Source organism: Cupriavidus sp. F041, assembly GCF_057814235.1.
The window spans coordinates 11,729-30,230 of record NZ_JBVASY010000004.1 but is presented as its reverse complement, the minus strand read 5'-3'; the positions used below and the strand labels follow the sequence as shown (position 1 = coordinate 30,230).

Annotated in this window: 15 protein-coding genes and 6 pseudogenes; 8 read left to right on the top strand and 13 right to left on the bottom strand. The window is 59.6% G+C overall.

The window, feature by feature from the left end; genetic code table 11:
- Positions 1-2 precede the first annotated feature (2 nt).
- From ACZY0R_RS41365 to ACZY0R_RS41350, 4 genes are all read right to left on the bottom strand, one after another.
- Positions 3-944 carry an ABC transporter permease gene (locus tag ACZY0R_RS41365; protein WP_488867396.1) on the bottom strand — a complete coding sequence of 314 codons (942 nt, stop codon included), beginning with the start codon at positions 942-944 and terminating at the stop codon, positions 3-5.
- 17 nt (positions 945-961) lie between these two features.
- Positions 962-1,903, bottom strand: coding sequence for an ABC transporter permease (locus ACZY0R_RS41360; RefSeq protein ID WP_488867394.1), 942 nt, complete (start codon positions 1,901-1,903; stop codon positions 962-964).
- Between the two features lie 108 nt (positions 1,904-2,011).
- A complete protein-coding gene (locus ACZY0R_RS41355; RefSeq protein ID WP_488867392.1) occupies positions 2,012-3,589 on the bottom strand; it encodes an ABC transporter substrate-binding protein in 1,578 nt (525 codons plus the stop codon).
- 27 nt (positions 3,590-3,616) lie between these two features.
- Positions 3,617-4,099: a MarR family winged helix-turn-helix transcriptional regulator gene (locus ACZY0R_RS41350; protein WP_488867391.1), complete on the bottom strand. Its 483-nt coding sequence runs from the start codon at positions 4,097-4,099 to the stop codon at positions 3,617-3,619.
- Between the two features lie 112 nt (positions 4,100-4,211).
- Between ACZY0R_RS41350 and ACZY0R_RS41345 the strand changes: the two genes are divergently transcribed.
- The 6 genes and pseudogenes from ACZY0R_RS41345 to ACZY0R_RS41320 form a co-directional block, all read left to right on the top strand.
- Positions 4,212-4,727: a helix-turn-helix domain-containing protein gene (locus ACZY0R_RS41345; RefSeq protein ID WP_488867389.1), complete on the top strand. Its 516-nt coding sequence runs from the start codon at positions 4,212-4,214 to the stop codon at positions 4,725-4,727.
- 191 nt (positions 4,728-4,918) lie between these two features.
- Positions 4,919-5,164 carry a plasmid pRiA4b ORF-3 family protein gene (locus tag ACZY0R_RS41340; RefSeq protein WP_488867387.1) on the top strand — a complete coding sequence of 82 codons (246 nt, stop codon included), beginning with the start codon at positions 4,919-4,921 and terminating at the stop codon, positions 5,162-5,164.
- Positions 5,065-5,319: a hypothetical protein gene (locus tag ACZY0R_RS41335; protein ID WP_488867819.1), complete on the top strand. Its 255-nt coding sequence runs from the start codon at positions 5,065-5,067 to the stop codon at positions 5,317-5,319. The genes ACZY0R_RS41340 and ACZY0R_RS41335 overlap by 100 nt, the downstream gene beginning before the upstream one ends.
- A pseudogene (locus ACZY0R_RS41330) lies at positions 5,256-5,663 on the top strand (ISKra4-like element ISBte1 family transposase); the annotation flags it as partial. The gene ACZY0R_RS41335 and the pseudogene ACZY0R_RS41330, both read left to right, overlap by 64 nt.
- Before the next feature lie 240 nt (positions 5,664-5,903).
- Positions 5,904-7,056: pseudogene (locus ACZY0R_RS41325) on the top strand (glycosyltransferase family 2 protein); the annotation flags it as partial.
- A gap of 122 nt (positions 7,057-7,178) precedes the next feature.
- Positions 7,179-7,466 (top strand): annotated as a pseudogene (locus ACZY0R_RS41320) (IS4/Tn5 family transposase DNA-binding protein); the annotation flags it as partial.
- 82 nt (positions 7,467-7,548) lie between these two features.
- Here ACZY0R_RS41320 and ACZY0R_RS41315 read toward each other — a convergent pair.
- Genes ACZY0R_RS41315 through ACZY0R_RS41305 form a run of 3 tightly spaced genes read right to left on the bottom strand, consistent with a single transcriptional unit; the run spans position 7,549 to position 10,717 of the window.
- On the bottom strand, positions 7,549-8,568 hold the full coding sequence (locus ACZY0R_RS41315; RefSeq protein ID WP_477111631.1) for a tyrosine-type recombinase/integrase: 1,020 nt from the start codon (positions 8,566-8,568) through the stop codon (positions 7,549-7,551).
- Complete coding sequence (locus ACZY0R_RS41310) at positions 8,565-9,467, bottom strand: tyrosine-type recombinase/integrase (protein WP_477111632.1); 903 nt, start codon at positions 9,465-9,467, stop codon at positions 8,565-8,567. Before ACZY0R_RS41310 ends, ACZY0R_RS41315 begins: the two co-directional genes overlap by 4 nt.
- Positions 9,467-10,717 carry a site-specific integrase gene (locus ACZY0R_RS41305; protein WP_477111633.1) on the bottom strand — a complete coding sequence of 417 codons (1,251 nt, stop codon included), beginning with the start codon at positions 10,715-10,717 and terminating at the stop codon, positions 9,467-9,469. The genes ACZY0R_RS41310 and ACZY0R_RS41305 overlap by 1 nt, the downstream gene beginning before the upstream one ends.
- A 158-nt stretch (positions 10,718-10,875) precedes the next feature.
- Here ACZY0R_RS41305 and ACZY0R_RS41300 point away from each other — a divergent pair.
- Both ACZY0R_RS41300 and ACZY0R_RS41295 read left to right on the top strand, forming a co-directional pair.
- Positions 10,876-11,922, top strand: a pseudogene (locus ACZY0R_RS41300) (IS4 family transposase); the annotation flags it as partial.
- 61 nt (positions 11,923-11,983) lie between these two features.
- A pseudogene (locus ACZY0R_RS41295) lies at positions 11,984-12,148 on the top strand (DDE-type integrase/transposase/recombinase); the annotation flags it as partial.
- Positions 12,149-12,394: 246 nt separating this feature from the next.
- On the opposite strand, the pseudogene phbB reads toward ACZY0R_RS41295, so the two are convergent.
- From phbB to tnpA, 6 genes and pseudogenes are all read right to left on the bottom strand, one after another.
- Positions 12,395-13,113: pseudogene (phbB, locus tag ACZY0R_RS41290) on the bottom strand (acetoacetyl-CoA reductase).
- 461 nt (positions 13,114-13,574) lie between these two features.
- The gene (gene phaP, locus ACZY0R_RS41285; RefSeq protein WP_488867385.1) at positions 13,575-14,117 is read right to left on the bottom strand and encodes a TIGR01841 family phasin; all 543 of its coding nucleotides are present in this window, start codon (positions 14,115-14,117) and stop codon (positions 13,575-13,577) included.
- Between the two features lie 895 nt (positions 14,118-15,012).
- A complete protein-coding gene (locus ACZY0R_RS41280) occupies positions 15,013-15,228 on the bottom strand; it encodes a hypothetical protein (protein ID WP_488867383.1) in 216 nt (71 codons plus the stop codon).
- Positions 15,229-15,703: 475 nt separating this feature from the next.
- Positions 15,704-17,314, bottom strand: a complete 1,611-nt coding sequence (gene tnpC / locus ACZY0R_RS41275; protein ID WP_488856669.1) for an IS66 family transposase — start codon at positions 17,312-17,314, stop codon at positions 15,704-15,706.
- 138 nt (positions 17,315-17,452) lie between these two features.
- Positions 17,453-17,806: an IS66 family insertion sequence element accessory protein TnpB gene (gene tnpB / locus ACZY0R_RS41270; RefSeq protein WP_488856668.1), complete on the bottom strand. Its 354-nt coding sequence runs from the start codon at positions 17,804-17,806 to the stop codon at positions 17,453-17,455.
- Positions 17,806-18,279, bottom strand: a complete 474-nt coding sequence (tnpA, locus tag ACZY0R_RS41265; protein WP_488856667.1) for an IS66-like element accessory protein TnpA — start codon at positions 18,277-18,279, stop codon at positions 17,806-17,808. Before tnpA ends, tnpB begins: the two co-directional genes overlap by 1 nt.
- Positions 18,280-18,502: the final 223 nt, after the last annotated feature.

The following is an 18,502-nucleotide window of genomic DNA, read 5'->3' as shown; positions in this document are numbered from 1 at the left end:
GCTCATCTCCCGCGTTTGCTGAATTTAGGGTCGAGGGTGTCGCGCAGTCCGTCGCCGAGCATGTTGACGGCCAGCACGCATATCGCGAGGAAGAGGCCCGGCAGCAATACCGTATGGGGAAAGCTGTTGAACTGCGACCGTCCTTCGGACATGACGTTGCCCCAGGTCGGGATCTCCGGCGGCAGCCCGATGCCCAGGAACGACATGCCTGCCTCCACCAGCATCGCTGCTGCGCAAACGTACGTGCCCTGCACGATCAGCGGTGCGATGGCGTTGGGCAGGATGTGGCGGAACATCAGTGCTGGCAGGGTGCTATCGAGCGCGATGGCGGCCTCCACATACGGTTCTTCCCGCACCGTCAGCACCACCGAGCGCACCAGCCGCGCGACGCGGGGAATCTCGGGAACCGTGATGGCAAAGATTACCGTCATCAGGCTTGGCCGCCATAAGGCCACCAGCACGATGGCGAACAGGATGCCTGGAATGGCCATGATGCCGTCCATCACACGCATCACGACGCCGTCGATACGCCTGAAGTAGCCCGAAAGCGCCCCCGCCACGAGTCCCAGGCAAAGCGAGAGCGCCGCCACGACGCCGCCGACGGCCAACGACACGCGGGTGCCATAAAGGACGCGGCTCCAGATGTCCCGGCCCAGGCTGTCGGTGCCGAACAGGAACCAGCGCTGGATCGGTTCCCCCCCGGAAAGGCTCATGAACTCGCTGTGCGCGAGCGGCGTCAGGTTGGCGGCGGCCGGGTCCATGGCCGTGGGATCGATCGTGTAGAGCCAGGGCGCGCCTGTCGCGAGGATCAGCAGCAGGATCAAGGCGCCGCAGCCAAGGCGCACGCTGGTGTCGCGCCATGCCAGGCGCCACAAGGACGGGCGGCGCGCGGGCACCTGCACCGGCAGGGCCTGCGGCTGGCTCGAAAGCAGATTGGAAGACATGTCGGCGTCTCGATGGTTCAGTAGCGGATGCGTGGATCGAAGAAAACGTAGCTGAGATCGACCAGGAGATTGACCAGTACGTAGACGAAAGAGAAGAACAGCGTCACGCCTTGAATCACCGGGTAGTCGCGCGAGAGGATTGCCTCCACGGTCAGCGCGCCGAGGCCGGGGATGGCGAACACCGTCTCGGTGATGACCACGCCGCCGACAAGCAGCGCGATGCCTAGGCCGATCACCGTGACAATGGGAACCGCCGCATTGGACAAGGCGTGCCGGATCAGCACGCGATATTCGGGGATGCCCTTGGCGCGGGCCGTGCGCACGTGGTCCTCCGTCAGCGCCTCGGCAACCGCGGCGCGCGTGACCCGCGCGATCAGGGCGATGTAGACGATAGACAGCGTGACGGCCGGCGCTACCAGCTGCCGCATCCAGTCACCGAGCCCCTCCGAGACGCGAATGTATCCCTGCACGGGCAGCCAGCCGAGCTTGAGCGCGAAGAGCCAGATCATCAGATAGCCGACCACAAACACGGGAATCGAGAAGCCGAGGACCGAGAAGCTCATCAGGCACCGGTCCAGCACGCCTCCGTGGCGCCAGGCGGCGAGCACGCCGAGCGGCACCGAGATCAGTACCGCCAGCACGATCGTCACGCCCGCGAGGGAGACGGTTGGCTCCAGGCGCTGCAGGATCAGCTCGCCAACACCACGCTTCAGGTAGAACGACTCGCCAAGGTTGCCTTGAGCAAGCTGTGCCGCCCAGGCGAGGAACTGGTGGATAAGCGACTGATCCAGCCCGAGCTGCAGCCGGACGCGCGCGATATTGGCCGCGCTGCCGGCGTCGCCGACGATCACCGCCGCAGGATCTCCCGGCGTCAGTCTCAGCATCAGGAAGACAATGAGCGCCACGATCGCGAGGACGGGCAAGGTCGCGAGCATGCGACGCAACACAAAGGAAGCCATGGTCGACTCAGGTCGTTGCGCTTTGCCGCGCCCACCGGGCGGGGCGCTGCAAAGCGGGGCGGATTGAAGGGAATCGCGCGTACGTGGCGCTGTGTCAGGGAATGCAGTTCAGTGCTTGCGGATGTTCCAGTACACGAATGCTTGTGCCGACATGACGCCGTCCACGATGCCCTTGCGCACTGCCGTCGTCAGGTAGCCCTGGCCGATCGGCGCCATGAGGCCAGTTTCATAGACGCGCAATTGGATCGCTTCGGCCAGGCGCTTGCGCTCCGCCGGATCGGGGGTCGCCGAGAACGCCGACTTCAGCGCCTCCAGCTTGTCGTCGGTCGCCCAGCCAAACCAGCCTTTCTCCCCGGTTCCCGTCAGGAAGGACATGAACATTGGGTTGAGCAGCATGGCATCCGGCCATACGCTGATAAAGGCATTCCATCCGCCTTTCTCTGCCGGATCCTTCTTCGCCCTACGCGTGATCAGGGTGGACCAATCCATGGTCTGGAGGTCGACGTTGAAACCGGCCTGCTTCAGCAGCTGGGCGTAGACGACCGGGTACTTGTTGAGCGAGGCAAGGTCGGAAGCGTGGAGCAGCACCACCGGCTTGCCGTTGTAGCCGGCTTCCTTGAGCAACTGCCTCGCCTTCTCGAACTGCGGCTTGCCGGTAAAGTCGCCGGCGTTCTGGCTTGCGTACAACGTGCCGCAGGGGTAAACGGAGATGCAGGTGCTGTAGAGTTCGCGATGCAGCCGCTGTGCGCGCATCATCGCTTCCTGGTTGATGGCAAGGAGCGCAGCCCGCGCGATACGCGGATCATTGAATGGTGCGACGAGATGGTTCAGGTGCAGGGTCGCCATGCCGCCCGTCATCTTCAGTAGCTCCACCGCTGGACTCTTCTTTAGCGCGTCGTATTGCCCGGACGGCAACAGTTCGACCATGTCCACCTCGCCGTTCAGCAGCGCGTTGACCTGCGTCTGCTCGTCCTTGAGAATGACCCATTCGACGCGGTCCACATAGACCCGCTTGCCGCCCGCCGTGCCCGACGGCGGCTCCTGCCGCGGCTGATATCGCGGGTTCCTGGCATAGACCACTTTCTCGCCGGGACGGAACTCGTCCTTCTTGAAGATGAAGGGACCGGACCCGGTGTAGTCGTCGATCTGTTTGTCGGCCGGCGTATCGGCTACGCGCTTGGGCATGACAAACGGCGCACTGGTGTCCGGCTTGGCCAGGGCATCCAGCACCAGTGGGAACGGCTGGCGGAAGACAAGCCGGAACCCGTTGGGAGGCACGGCCTCGATCGTTTCCAGCGCGGCGAACATGCGCTGGCCGAGCGGATCGCGCTTGGCCCATCGCGAGAGGGAGGCAACCACGTCGTCACCTGTTACCGGCTTGCCGTCGTGAAACGCCAGGCCCGGGCGGAGCGTGAACGTCCAGGCCAGGTTGTCTTTGCTGACCGTGAACTTATCCACCATCTGCGGCTGTACCTTGCCTTGCGCATCCAGGCCGAACAGCGTGTCGTAGATCATGTAGCCATGGTTCTGCGAAATGGTGGCGGTGGTCCAGATCGGATCGAGTACCTTGAGATCCGAAGTCGGCACCGCGCGCAATGTCTTGACTGGCTCCTGCGCGACTGCCGTGCCCGCAGCGGCAGCGATCAGTGCAGCCGCCGCGAATCCCCTCAACGATGGATAGAACATGGATACCCCTCCTGGGGATTGACGAATCTATGCGGCCCGCCTCGGCTTCGCGCTGCCGGCGCTCTTCGCGTGGCGTTCGAGCGCGTCCGTCAGCTTGTCGATGCAGCGGTTAAATGTCTTGAGCTCCGACTCGGTCAGGGTGGCAAGGAAAGTCTCTTCGAGCGTGTTGCCGCGCTCGTAGGTCCGCTTCACCATGCTTTTGCCATCGGGGCTCAGGAACAGATTGATCTGCCGGGCATCGAGTTCGCCGATCTGGCGGTACAGGAACCCCTGCTTGACAAGGGCGCTTACGATCTTTGACACCAACGTCTTTTCGAGCAAGGACAGCTCGATAAGCCGGCTCAGTGTCAGTCCTGGTTCCAAGGCAACCAGGCGCAGCACGCGCAAATCCCGCACCGTGACGCCGAACTCTTTTTCGTAGTACTTGGATCCCGTCGCTTTGCTCAACTCGCTCAACCGGTCCAACCGGAACGACAGGTACTCGAGGATGGGATGGTCAGAGGACGACATGGCGGGATAAGGAATAAGTAGATATCGACAATAGATTCTGTTCGCATTTGTTGATGGATGCAACTAAGTACAAACACTGAGCGGGGGCGTCATCTTCCGCGGAGACGCTTGCATGCTAATGGGGTGGTCCCAAGCTGAAAGCGGAGAGCGCGCCAAACCGGGGGCTGAGATCAGTCATCGCTCAAGAGCAGATGTTCATCGTCCGGCCCATGACAACCTCGATGGCATTGCGAAGTTACCCCGTGCGCTATGTGCTCGGGGGAACGAGTACGCGCCGCCAAACTGGCGCGCTCTGGACGAATTGTGCCTCTGGATCGGTGAGCATCTGCATATGGACCTTACGGTGGAGATACTGGCAACCCGGCTTTCAACCAGCGTCAGGACGCTGATACGCATGTTCCAGCGAGAATTGCAGACCACTCCCGCGAGATACGTTGAAGACGTCCGGCTCGACGCGGTCTGTCGTTCGCTTGAGCTCGGGGAGCGATCGATGGAAGAGATCTGTCGTCGGAGCGGTTACCACAGCGTCGACGTGCTAAGGAAGGCATTTACACGCCGCTTCGGGGTGAGCCCAAAAGAATACGCGCGGCGGTTCGCGACAAGCAGCGAGCTACCTCTGGTCGGCTAGCATTGGCCGGTTGGGCGTGACCGTGCTCAGTTCTGCGCAGAGACATACTGCGTCATACGTTCAAATTTGAAATCTGGACCCGGGTCAGCAAGCGCTGTCAAGCCGCGCAGAGCAATTCGGAGACCGCGACAAAACGGGGGCAACGACGATGTTCTCTACCGAGAGGCTAATAAGCCATCTGCAATGCGCGCATGGCTTCCGATCCTGGGCGGGCAACCTCCGTCCTTCAACTTCGAATTGCTTCGCGCGGCTTGAGCCCGCCGGTTTGGCGGCGCGTCCTAGTTCCCGAGCACTTGACGCTCGCGCAATTGCACAATGTCATCCAGGTAGTCATGGGGTGGACGGACGAACACCTGCACCAGTCACCATTCGTGGCACGCGCTACGGCGAAGCCCACGAAGGCGTCCTGCAATTCTCCACGGTGGCAAACGAGCTGACGCTGGCCGCGTTTCGTCTGCGCGAACACGAAGGCTTCGTCTATGTGTACGACTTCAACGTGTGGTGGCGTCACGAAGTACGGGGGGGAGCGGCGCATGCTGCGGTAGCGTCCTGGCCTGCTGCCACGTTACGTGGCGGGTTGCGGGCCTTGTGATCAAGGGCCGGCCAGCACACAGCGATGGTCCGAGCAATGCGACATTGATCAAGGCGCTGCAAGGTGCCAAGTGGCACTTGTGGCACGGTTGCCCCTATCCAGCGTTGCGCCGGAGTGACCGCTATCGCCACGGGGAGCCGATTGCATCGGGCTTCGTCGAGTCGGCCGTCAACCAGGTGATCGGCAAGCAGTTCGTCAAACGCCAACAGATGGCTTGGCGGCCGCGCCACGCGCACGCACTGCTACAAATCCGGACTGCCGTGCTCAATGACCAGCTCCGATCGCACGTTGAACGATGGTATCCCTCCATCGCCAGAGCAGAGAACCACCGCATTGCCGCTTAGTCAGCCCCCGCTTTGGCGCGGTCTCCCGAAATTGGCATCGAATTGGCATGAAATGGCTCCTCGATTTCATCTGGCGGCACTCGTATGGTCAGTTCAGCGTCGCTGACTTGGTTTTGGACACCATCCTTAGGCGCAAAACAAAATTCTTGTGTTTATTGGGGAACCAAGTCATCCAAAAATGGTATATAGGCGTTGGTCTCTGTGGTGATCGTAACAGGTACTCCTACACAATCAGACCAGATGAAGACCGAGCAGCCCAAAAAATACATCACTTGTTTGGTCGCCATGTACATCCTGTGCGGCTTGATTTATATGGGCTGGCGCGTGGAGGCGATCAATATGACCGCCCCGCTGCTCTCGATTCCGCTTTACGCGGCGGAGATGTACGGGTATGTCAGCGGCTTGCTCTTCGTGCTGATGACCTACCGGCTGAGCGTGCGCGAGGCGCCGCCGCCCGAACCGGGGATCTCGGTCGACGTCTTTGTTCCAACGTATAACGAATCAGTAGACCTGATCCGCCGAACCCTGCTCGCGGCCAAGCGGATGGACTACCCGCATGTCACCTGGCTGCTGGATGATGGTCGCCGCGAATCGATGCGTGCGCTGGCGGAAGAACTGGGCTGCCGCTATCTCGCCCGCGACAATTCCGCGCACGCCAAGGCCGGCAACCTGAACAACGCCCTGCAGTACAGCCAGGGCGAGTTCGTTGCAATATTTGACGCTGACCACGCGCCTCGCCATGACTTCTTGGTAAAGACGCTGGGTTATTTTCGCGCCCCCAAGGTCGCCTTCGTGCAGACGCCGCAGGACTTCTTCAATATCGACTCGTTCAACCACCGGCTGGGCAAGAGGAGGGTCTGGGACGAACAGGCGCTGTTCTTCAAGGTCATCCAGCGCGGCAAGGATGCCCTGAACGCGGCGTTCTTTTGCGGCAGTTGCGCCGTCATCCGCCGTTCCGCTATCGAGGCTATTGGTGGCTTTGCGACAGAAACCGTGACGGAAGATGTCCATACGGCCATCAAGCTGCACAAGCTCGGCTACCAGTCTGTGTACCATGCGGAGTCGCTGGCGTTCGGGCTGGCACCGCACAGTATCGACACCTACCTGAAGCAGCGCATGCGCTGGGGCATGGGTGCGATGCAGGTCTTCCGCCGCGAGAACATCCTGTTTAGCCGGGGGCTGACGCTGGGCCAGCGGCTCAACTACTTTGCGTCGGCGCTGTTCTTCTTCGAGGGCTGGCAGAAGCTGATCTTTTTTTCTTATGCCACCGGCCGTCTTCCTGTTTGGCGTGTTGCCGATCGTTTCGCCGCTTAACACGTTCCTACTGCTGTTCAGCCTGTATTACCTCCTGTCGATACTCGTGCATCTGGAACTGGGACGTGGCTATAACTCATCTCCTTATACAAAACGCAGCCCGACTTCGGCATGAAGAAATTCGTTTACGTTCAATGACATAGCACAGGGGCTTGTAAACTTCACCGCGATAGCGTTTACTTCCGCATTTTTGGCGGACGCATGAAGGCAAAGTCAGCGGGTTGGGGGCACGAGGAGTTGGAGGGATTGGACTTGGGGGATGCGAGGCGCAATGAACGAGCGAAGACGCTGGTGACGCGGTTTGCTGCGAATCCGACGGCAAGCATTCCTGTCGCGTGCAATGGCTGGGCCGAGACAATGGGGGCCTATCGATTTCTCGAGAATGAGGAAATCGATTGGCGAGGCATCCTGGAGCCCCATTGGCAGCGCACGGAAGAGCGCATGGGCGCGCACGGGGTGGTGCTGTGCCTGCAGGACACTACGGAGCTGTAACGCGGTGCACCGCGTTACAGCTCAAATGCTGAGCATATTTTAATGCGGAGTCGTCGTTGATGAAGGCTCCGCTTGTGAGTCAAGTTGTCCGTTTGTCTCTCCGCATAAGGGAACTCGATTTCAGAGAGGCGATGAGCTCATCCGTTGCCTTGAATCGGCCTGAACGCAGCTTCGGCGCAATAATTCCTTCGAGCGCTTCCAGTTTCACCGAAGGGTCCGCGCGGGTGTATATCTCAGTCGTTTGCATATGTGCATGTCCAAGCCAGAGGGAAACCTTTCTGAGATCCTTGGTGGCTTGTAACATCGTCAGCGCACAGGTATGCCGAAGTACATGCGGAGATATGCGCTTTGTGGATAGCGATGGGCATCGTACTGCTGCCGCTCGAACATGTTTGTGAAGGATGTATTCGAACCCGGATCGAGTCATCTGTTCACCACGCGCATTGAGAAACAGTTCGGGTGCGGAGACCGTGTCGCGTACTGCGAGCCACGCCCGTAACGCCGTGGCGGTCTCCTTCCACAAGGGCAAACAGCGCTGCTTTCGCCCCTTCCCATGCACAAGGACGCTGGGATGCGGCTGGAGTTGCAGGTCATTAAGTCGCAGTCCGATCAATTCGGAAACACGCAAACCTGCGGCAAAGCAAAGATGAATCATGGCCCGGTCCCGGATGCCATCGCACAGGGTCGGGTTGGGCGCATCTAAGATGGCCTGCATTTCGTCTACGGTAAGGTGTCGTACAAGACGGGTATCGGTCCGCTTTGCCGGGATTGCCAAGATGCGAGTGATTTGTTCCAAAGCCGACGGAGTTCGATACTCCATGAAATGCATGAACGACTTGATTGCGGCCAGTCGAGTGTTTCTGGAGTTTGCTCCATTGCCGCGAACCGTTTCCAGATGGTTGAGGAAGCCAAGAACCAGAGGCGCATCAATTTGCTCAAACTGCAATGCCGATGGCGGAACCTTCAGCGTGGCCGCAGCATACTCAAAGAGCAGCCTGAACGCGTAGGCGTACGATTCGCTGGTATTCTCGCTGGCACCGCGCTCGATCGGCAGGCGTTGTCGGAGAAACGCCGTGATATGGGGGGCAACGGGAATCATGGCCGATCCCCCATGACGAAACGCTCGCAACGCTCTGCGATACCGCTCATCAGCTCCGGCGTCGCTTGCAAGTACCAGTAGGTGTTAGCCACCTTGGCGTGGCCGAGATAGGTCGACAATGCGAGCATGTGTTTCGTGATATTGTCGCGCTCATCTGGGCATGCTTCCAGCGCCCTCACTGCAAACGTGTGCCGTAACGAATGTGGTGTGGGTCGAGACATGCCTGGGCCGCAGCGTAGACCTATCTTCGTCGCTGCAGCACGAAATGCGATTTCGACATCGTTGATAATCAATGGCTTTCCCGCCGTCGAAATGAACACGTGATCGTCGAACGGTGCATAGGGCACCCGCCGTTCGAGATAACGCTCCAGCCCGGCCCGAGCGCTTTCGTGCAAGGGAACGATGCGGCTTTTACGAAACTTGGAACATCGAATCAGCAGTCCATCTGAAGTGATATCCTCGTAGCGTAAGCCGATGGCTTCCGATACTCTTATCCCGGTGCACGCGAGTAATGCGAACAGTGTGCTGTAGGTATATCGCCGTAACGTCTCGCGCCCCGACTGCGAGGCTGCGCGAATGAGGCCACGGACCTCATCCGGGGAAAGGATGTATGGGACAGGTCGGATCTGTCGCCCGCTGCCAAAGACCGGCGGGGGCACTTCGTGACGAGGATCTTCGGCTCGCGCGTACCGGGCAAATCGAATCACCTCCCCGAGTCGACGCGCTCGCCGCACCACCAGGCGCGCCGATCCAGCCCATTCGATAGCAGTATCAGCACACACGTGGGATTTACCCATAGCGTCGGAGTAAGTGGCGAAACTGCGCAACAGCTTGCCCTGTGTCTTGAGTTCGAACCCACAGGCACGGCGCACTTGCAGATAGGATTGCACGGCTTGCATTAGCATGGTCCTTCCCCCGGCCACGGTTGGGCGATCTGCCGCAACGAGGCGATGTCCACCTTGGCGTAAAATTCCGTAGTCGCGACAGATTGGTGCCGTAGTACGGAGGCGATATCCTGCAGGGAAGCGCCTTGCGCCAGCATCGAGGTTGCAACTGAATGGCGCAGTACATGAGCGGCACCTCGGGTCAAGCACGTGACGCCAGCTCGCCGCATCGCCTTCTTGACTATGATGGAGATGGCAGCATGATCTGCAAAAGCCTGGAACGGGGCACAAGTGCGCACAAATAGAGCATCGGCATCCGTTCGAGGTCGGCCCTTTTGAAGATATTGCACAATGGCCAGGCCAACTTCCTGCGTCAGAGGCAAGAGAGTCTGCCGCCGATTCTTACCCGTGACGGAGATTGATGCCCCTTTCCAGTCGATATCGTCGAGACGCAGATGCCAAACATCGCTGGCACGAAGTCCCAAGCGTGCCAGTAGCAACAAAATCGCACGGTCGCGCCGACCGATGGGCGTCACCGTGTCACATGAATCGATAATCTGTTCGACTTGATCGACCTGTAAATATCGTGGCAGGCCAGACAGTCGCCAATGCGCCAGTGCGGGTATCGCTCCCTCAAGACCAATAGCGCATTTGCTTTCGGCTATGTAAAACCGGACAAGCATGCGCAATGCGGTCGTGCAATGCTTCGCCACCGCCGCCCCCTTCTTCCTGCTTTGTTCTAGAATGAACTGGCGCAATTCACTTGCATCCAGTTTGGGTTGGGCATCTCCGATACGAGCGAACAAATCTCGAAGCGCAATGCCGTAGTTGTACAAAGTCGCATCGCTGGTTCCACGCTGCTGGCGCATCCATTGGCAGAATGCGGAGAATTGAACGGATTTCAGATCAGCCGCAAGGGCGGCAAGCCCGGTTGGGCGGTGGCTGATTCTACCTTGGTGCATCAGGAACATTCGCGCACCGCACAACGAGACAACGGCGCGCTGATTGCCAAATCCATGGCATTGGCATCGGCTCAAATGCTCGGCGAAGCGTTGAAGAGCCAATTCATCAAGTTCAAGGGTCGATATACCTTCTCCGTCCGACCAATACAGGAAATGCGATGCCGCAGTGATATGGGTGCAGACGGAAATCTTTGCGTAGCCGCGCTGCTGAAGGTACTGCGAATAACCTTCAAGCAGCGAGCCACCGGGACGAGAGAGAAGCCGTTGAACGTGCGACGGTGATTTGAAGTACTGACTCAGCATGACGTCCTCCTTGAGTGGATGTCTCCGGTCGAGTGGCCAGAAGGACGTCAACATTATGCGGAGCAACGCCGGAAAGGTGACACTCGAAATGCCTTGATATCCGGTCCACCTACGTCGATTTCGCCGAGCTACTAAGCATTAAAATTCACACCGCATTTGAGCTGGATTTCAATGGCCAAGAGATAGAAGGCCTTGGCGAGTTGAACTATGAAGCGCGGCGGGGGATGTACTTGCATCCGACCTATGCGGTGACGCCTGATCGTGAGCCGCTGGGGGTGCTGGATGCATGGATGTGGGCTCGCTCGGAGCGGGATGAAGCGGGCCGAAGGGCGGGACCGAAGGAGAGTGTGCGCTGGATCGAGGGCTACGAGCGCATCGCTGAGATTGCGTCGCGCCTGCCGCATACTCGTCTGGTGTATGTGGCGGACCGGGAGGCCGATATCCTGGCTTTAATGCGACGCGCTCACGAACTGGGCACGCCGGCGGATTGGCTGATCCGTGCTCAGCACGACCGTAGTCTGGCTGGGGGCGAGAAGCTCTGGCAGACGGTGGCAGCCGGCGCGGTCGTGGGTGAGATCCAATTCACCATGGCCGCTCGCCACGGACAGAATGCGCGACTGGTGAAGCAGGAAATCCGTGCACAACGCGTGGACCTGCCGGCTGGCAAGGCTGGTGCGATCAGCGTGACGTGTCTGTTGGCCCGGGAAGTCGACGCGCCCAAAGGCGTAAAGCCGGTGGAGTGGCGCTTGCTGAGCAATCGGGAGGCAACGGAGTTGCCGCAGCTTCTCACTTTGATTGACTGGTACCGGGCGCGCTGGGAAGTCGAAGTCTTCTTCCATGTGCTCAAGAATGGCTGCCAGATTGAAGCCCTGCAATTGTCGGCCATTGATCGACTGGAGCGTGCGCTGGCGTTGTTCATGATCGTGGCTTGGCGCATCGCGCACCTGATGCGGCTTGGCAGGACCTGCCCGGATCTGGATGCTGCGTTGTTCTTCGATCCGGACGAAATCCGCGGTGCCTATCTACTGACGAAAAAGCGCGTCCCTGATCGGCCCCCACGGCTTAACGAGGTATTGCGCCTGATTGCGGGACTCGGCGGCTTCCTGGGCCGCAAAGGTGACGGCGAGCCAGGTGCCAAGGCTATCTGGACCGGGCTGCAGCAAGTGATGATCGCCGCTCAGACTTTGCAGGCGCTTCGGGATTGAAGGCCTGACGTTCTGTTCTGTATAAGGAGATGACCGTAGCCCCCGCTTTGGCGCGGTCTCCGATCATCGCAACATCAAGTCCAGGGTCAATGCGATGCTCGGCTTCAAACGCTTCAGGACTGCGGCCGTTACGATCTCCGGAATCGAGTTGATGCATCGCATTCGAAAAGCTCAGTTCAATCTGACGAACCTGGGCCTTAAAGATACCACTGCGCCCGCTGTCTAGACGGCGGTACTCTCAGTTCGCTGAGGTGCACCGCAAGCGGCTGCACTTCGCTGGTCTTCTCTATTTGCACCAGAGCCTCGAGCCCCAACGCGCTGACGAGCGCGGCGAGTTGCGCCGCGCTTAAGTGGGGCGGCAGCGCGCTGGTCGGTTATTCAATGGCTCGCGAATCCGTGTCAGCTGCCATCACCACTAACTATCTGCGGCCCCGCAACCCACGGGGAGACAGTGGTGATGTCCCGCCCATCTTCATTGCATGTGTTGCCCGCCGTTGATGGCGATATTGGATCCTGTTACATAGGCCGCATCCTCCGAGCACAGATATGCAACCAGGGCCGCCACTTCCTCCGGCTTGCCAAGACGACCCACGGGAATCTGCGGCAGGATCTTTGACTCCATGATCTCCTGCGGCACCGCGGTGACCATCTTGGTAGCCAGGTAACCGGGCGAGATGGTATTGACCGTCACCCCCTTCCGTGCTACTTCCAGCGCCAGCGACTTGGTGAAGCCGTGCATGCCGGCCTTGGCGGCGGCGTAGTTGGTTTGACCGAAGGCTCCCTTGGAGCCATTAATGGAGGCGATATTGATGATGCGGCCCCAGCCACGCTCGACCATGCCGTCGCACAACGGCTTGGTGACGTTGAACACCGAGTCAAGATTGGTGCGGATGACTGCATCCCAGTTCACCTTATCCATTTTCTTGAAGGCCATATCGCGGGTGATACCCGCGTTGTTCACAAGAATATCGACCCGACCCAGGTCGGCCAGGATCTGCGCCATGCAGGCCTGGCTCGGTATGCGCGCAGCTCCCGGCCGCTGGCGGCCATGGCAGCAAGCCAGGTCGGCACGTTCGTGTTCCCCGGCGAATGGGTTACGACTACGGTGTAGCCCGCGTCGTGCAGCCTAATGCTGATAGCCTCTCCGAGGCCGCCCATGCCGCCTGTCACAACTGCAATTCGTTTCGTCATACTGTCTTTCGTTCATCGTGAAGTTGATTGACTCCAGGCACCCTTTGTGGTCCCGACTAAATTCCTTTGGCCTTCGACCGAGCCAGTCTGCACGCGATAAAGTGAACGTACTCCGTCCCACCTGACCAACTCGTCGGCGTTTCGAGTTCTGCTTCTGTCTTATTGGCACACGGACTGTAAGCGCTCTACTCCCTCTGACCGGAAAGCTTCGAAGGACATAGCGAGCACCGCCCCTACTAACCTGGCGGCACTTGTGGCGCCGTGAACTGAACTAGGGGGAGGCCCGGTACCGGAGCCTTCGACAGCTGGCATACGGAACCGGAAGACCAAGGCCCAACGAGGACTGCCTGTCTTGCGCAAATCGTCGGCAAGCCTAGCGGACTTGCCTAAGCGGCGCACCACGACAGCGCCGTGGTGACCGATGCACAAGTTCTGCCTAATGACTTGGTTTGCCGCGGTATTTACGCGGCAGCGCGCTTGGCGGTAACCGACGTAGCCTTGTTCGCGCCATCAAAGTTGGTCTTGGCGGCTTCTGCAACTTGCTTGGCTACCTTTTGCACCGCGTCATAGGTACCGTTGGTCGCGGCAAACGCCGCTTGCAACACTGTGGTGGCCGCTTCCGATCCGGCCGGCGCATTCTTGACGACATTGTCAACAAACGCTTGCACGCTGGTGCTGTGTTGTTGGTATTGCGTCTCAAGCACTCTCGCGAACTCCGCCTGCGTGTTCGAAGCGATCTCATACAGGTGGCGCGCATACCCAATTACCGTGTCGGCTGCAGGCTGCGTGAGGTTGCCCGGCACAGCAGCCAAATCCCTCAGATCCTTCCCGGCCAGCACAGCTTGGATGAGGTCCTGGCTCTCGATAAGCGACGATTTGGTTGTCTGCAGGTTCAGTTCGGCCAATTTCTGGAAGCCCTCGAAGGCCGTGTTCGTTAGTGCAAACAGGCTGGCGAGATTCGCTTTGTGGGTTACCGCAAATGGATCCAGCGAAAAGAAAGTCATGTGTTTTCTCCTGTAGATCGACGAGGCGCGTATCCGACAATCTGTGATGTCGCCGGTACAAGGTCGATGTGGGTTTACTGATGGGCAAAGCCGTTACTTTGTATTCGGAGGGGCGACCAGTCCCCTAAAGCGAAGCAAGGCAGTCGTCTTACGCGGACCGCTCGCGGATCCGTTGGGCTGTAGCTGGTCTGCCGCCAGCAAGCTGTGCAGAGTTGCCGTTGTCTAAGCGGAAATGCGGCAGGTCAATGGATACCACCACAACGGATGATCCCTGCAATCTCGGCGCGAGATACTGTCAGTTCCTCGCCCCGTTCGAGCCCATCGAAAGCTAGCATAGAAATTGCCTCGCGCTCAATGCCAACGAGGACGCAAGTCCACGATTCCGGACCTGCACTGGCTATCACACGCAGATCGAACGCGACTTCGGGGTCTATGCTGCTATGCACCGTGATCAGATCTCCCACGGCCGGGTCATCCCCGCGAACGAGTCGACGGCCCGTCGCCTGCGCTAGGCTACAAGTTAGCTCTATGTAGCCTTTGGAAAACCTACCTTCCTGCACGGCGCCACTCCCGATCGAAGTCAAATTTTACAAAGTGTAGATCTCTCGACATCGGGAGCGCCATACAGGATTATTTAAACCTGATTTCGTCTTTTCCCCGACTGCCGAAAAGATTCACTGTGCGCCGTCGCCGTTCATGCAGTCCGGGTCTCAAGCTGCATGGCCAAACATTGCGAGACCAGCCAGCCCTGCCCGGCAGCATGAACGCAGCGCGCCAATCGTGCCACTCGTTGAAAAAAGGGCAGTATTGTGGCGAACGCAGAACGAAGCCAATTGTGCAGCAGTCTGCTGCACAAATTTGCCCCTTGGTCTGCTAGGTAGCGTTGGCGGACTTGCTACCGCAGGAAGCCGCCCATCCGCTGCCTTTGAATGGATTTGAGGAAAACATGACCCTCGATAGTGATCAGCGCGCGATGGCACCCCGGCGAGAGCTGCTCCCGTCTAGCGAGTTGGCGCTCTACCAGCGCATTGAAATCGGCTGGATCGAGGTCAACCGGATTGATCGCGTCCTTGATTAACATCAGCGTTGCAAGTTCATGCGGGGTCAGCATCAGTGTCTCCTGAGCGTAGGCACTACGGTGCTTCTTGAACGTGCTACATGAGGTTGCCGGCGTGCTGTAATGCAATATCGTCGGACTTGCTGTCGGCTGATCGTGCAGGGTCAGCGGAATGTCATACTAGTCTTACTGCAGTAGGGAAATCAAGGAAACCCCACTAAGGTCGGGAAATCCAATCACCAAACGCAATCGCCGGAGGAACAGATCGCGCAGTTTGTTCATGGCACTGAGTATGTTCGAGTTTGAATGGGCGGCTGCGCGCCGACGAAGATCCGAGCCGGAACGTTACCTGACGCGAATTGGGGGGGATCGTACTTTCGTAACCGCGCAATTCAGCACACTGTATTGAGAGTCGTTCTCGGCGAACAGGCGGGCTCGGCCCTATTGCGACGCTCGAGCAGGATCGGCAATGTCCGATGGAGGTACCAGGAATCGCGCGCCGGGGCAGTGCCGGCGCCCTGTCATGTCATCAACCGGGGTTCGTCATTGCGCTCTGCTGGCTGGCGTAGTTGAACGGCAGCAGGTCGCTGATGTCGGCGTCCGCCGCACGCTGCGGCAGCTCGGTGAGAACGTGAAGCAGATACGCATACGGCTCGACGTTGCAGGCGCGGCACGTGAGCATCAGGCTGTAGATCGTCGCGCTCGCCTTCGCACCGGCAACCGTGTCTGCAAAGAGCCATGCCTTTCGCGCGGTTGCAAAGGGTCTCACGTCGCGCTCTATCACGTTGTTATCGAGGGGTGCACGCCCATCGATAACATAGCGGCTGAGGTATTCCCACTGATTGCGCGTGTAGCTGATCGCCTTGCCCAGCAGACTTTCAGGCAGAACCTGCGGTGCCAGTTCGTCCAGCCATTTCCTGAGCGCCTCCAGTAGCGGTACGCTGTGTTCCTGCCGCAGTCGGTAGGTGTAGCCGGCCCGTGTCTCGCCCTCTGGCAGTTCTCTGCGAGCAAGTGTCTCGACCTGATACAGCGCCTTGAAGTACTCGAGCGCCTGCTGTGCGCGACCGCCGGGCTTCTTCTGGCCCTTGTGCGCGTCGACGAACAGTCGTCTCGAATGTGCAAGACACCCGAAGTGCGTGACGGCTTTGAGCGTGCGCCAGGCGCTGTAGCCGTCGGTCATCAGCATGCCTTCGTAGCCGGCGAGAAACGCCTGCGGATATTGCTGACCACGCCCCGGCTGGTAGTCGAACAGCACCACAGGCTGTTCGCAGTCCTGTGCGCTTCTGTAGAGCCACATGTAACTCTTGCTCTGCGCGGTCTTGCCTTCTTCCTTGAGCACTTGCACCGTCGTCTCGTCGCCGTGGATCAGCGGCTGCGACAGCAGCGTCTGGCGCATCGCCTCGTACAACCGGCTGTAGTGCAGTTCGGCAGGCCTGATGATCCAGTTCGCCAGCGTGCCGCGGCCCGCCGGAATGCCCGCACGGGCCAGCGCGTCTTCCATCCGGTATAGCGGCGTGCCATCCACGTACTTGCCGGTCGTCACCGTCGCGATCATCGCCGGACTCGCGTTGCTACCTGGCAGCGGTTGTACTGGCATCGGCGCGACCACGATCGGCGTGCGCTCCGCGTTGCGCTCGCAATGGCGGCACGCGTATTTGAACCGTACGTGCTGCAACACCGAGGCCTTTACCTCGATGTGCAACTGCTCGCTCGTCTCCTCGCCCATGCGATGCAGCGGGCTCTGGCAGCATGGACAGATTTTCTGTTCCTCGGGCAGGTCGTACTCGATGCGCTGGCGCGGCAACGACGCCGGCAGCGGCTTGCGTCCCCGCTTGCGGTGTGCAGACTCATCGACTTCCGGAAGTCCCGTATCGGGCAGCGTGAACGCGTCATCGGGATCGTCGCCAGCAGGTTCTGTCGCGGCGATCTGCTCGGCTTCGTCAAACACCCGATCCTTGAGCTTCTCGCTGCTCGGCGCGTAGCGTTTGAGCTGCGCGAGGCGGAACTGCTCTTCGAGCTGCTCGATACGCTGCGAGAGTTGCTGGGCTAGCGACTCGAGATCCAGATTCTTCTTCTCGAGTTCTCGGATATAGGCCTGGACGTCAGGCGGCAGATCAGGGATGAGGTCATGTGCAGGCATGCCATTCACGATAGCGCAATCGCATCGCCAACAGGTTTACGTCGAATCCATATCAATGGTATCGGCCAATCCCCTGGCGAGCAGCCGCCTCGCGAAGCCTATGGCCAGAGCCCGCACCCTGGCCTCCCTCACGCTGACTCAGCTCGCGTGCCGGTAGCGCCGCGAAGGGTGTCGGCGAACGGCTTCGATGTCGATACCTTCAAGCAGCCAGTGCAGTTGCTCGGTGGTGAGTTCCATCACCGCCTGCTGGCGGCGTGGCCAGGCGAAGTGGTCTGCTTCCAAACGCTTCATCAGGAGCCAGAATCCGGAGCGGTCATAGAGCAGAAGCTTGACCCGATTGCGGCCGCGGTTATGGAACGCGAAGACGGCCCGGGCGAACGGATCGAGTTGCATCGACTGCTCGACCAACGTCACCAGACTGTTCAGGCCGGCCCGGAAGTCGATAGGCTCGCGGTGCAGATAGACCCGCAGGTCAGCGTCGAGGCGGAACATCAGGTGTCCCCCAGCGCCGCGATCATCGCCTTCACGAGCGTCCCATCTTTCGGTGTGCATTCGAGCTCGATGGTTACGCCGTTTGGCAGCCGTGCCGACAGGCGTGCCAATTGTGGCGAAGATGAAGATTGCGGCACGGGAACAGATGTCGATTCCGGCGATGCCGGCCGTGACCGCTGGGCTTGAGGAGGTACGCCGCGAACCTCTACTACCGGAACGAAGGCCGATGGCGCGCCTTCGACGGCGCTATCCATGTCAATACCACCTTGTCTTTCTGCTTTGTACTGCTTGACCCAGCGCCACAATTGGTTCGTGTTCACCCGGGCTCGGATCGCCATGCTGGCAACCGATACGCCGGGTTCAAGGCAAGCCTCGATCAATCTTCGCTTGCCCTGCCTGTCGTAGCTGCGTTTCCCGTTGGCGCCGACATTGGTCACTCGCAGCGGCAGGAAGTCAAAATCGCTATCGTCCATGAATTGTGCCCACGAAAAAAATCGTGGGCACAATCCTGCGCCTTTCGGGGCGTCAACGCTACGTGCGGAGAAAATCGCGCTTACGTACTTTCCGTGAAAGCAATGGCGGTAGCAGGGTGCAGAGCCGCTTGTAGCAAGGTTTCTCGGCGCAATGAACCACACGCGGCCGGAGTATTCGTAAGTCCTTGATAGATCAATACTTTCCGGGGAAAGCCGCCTGAAA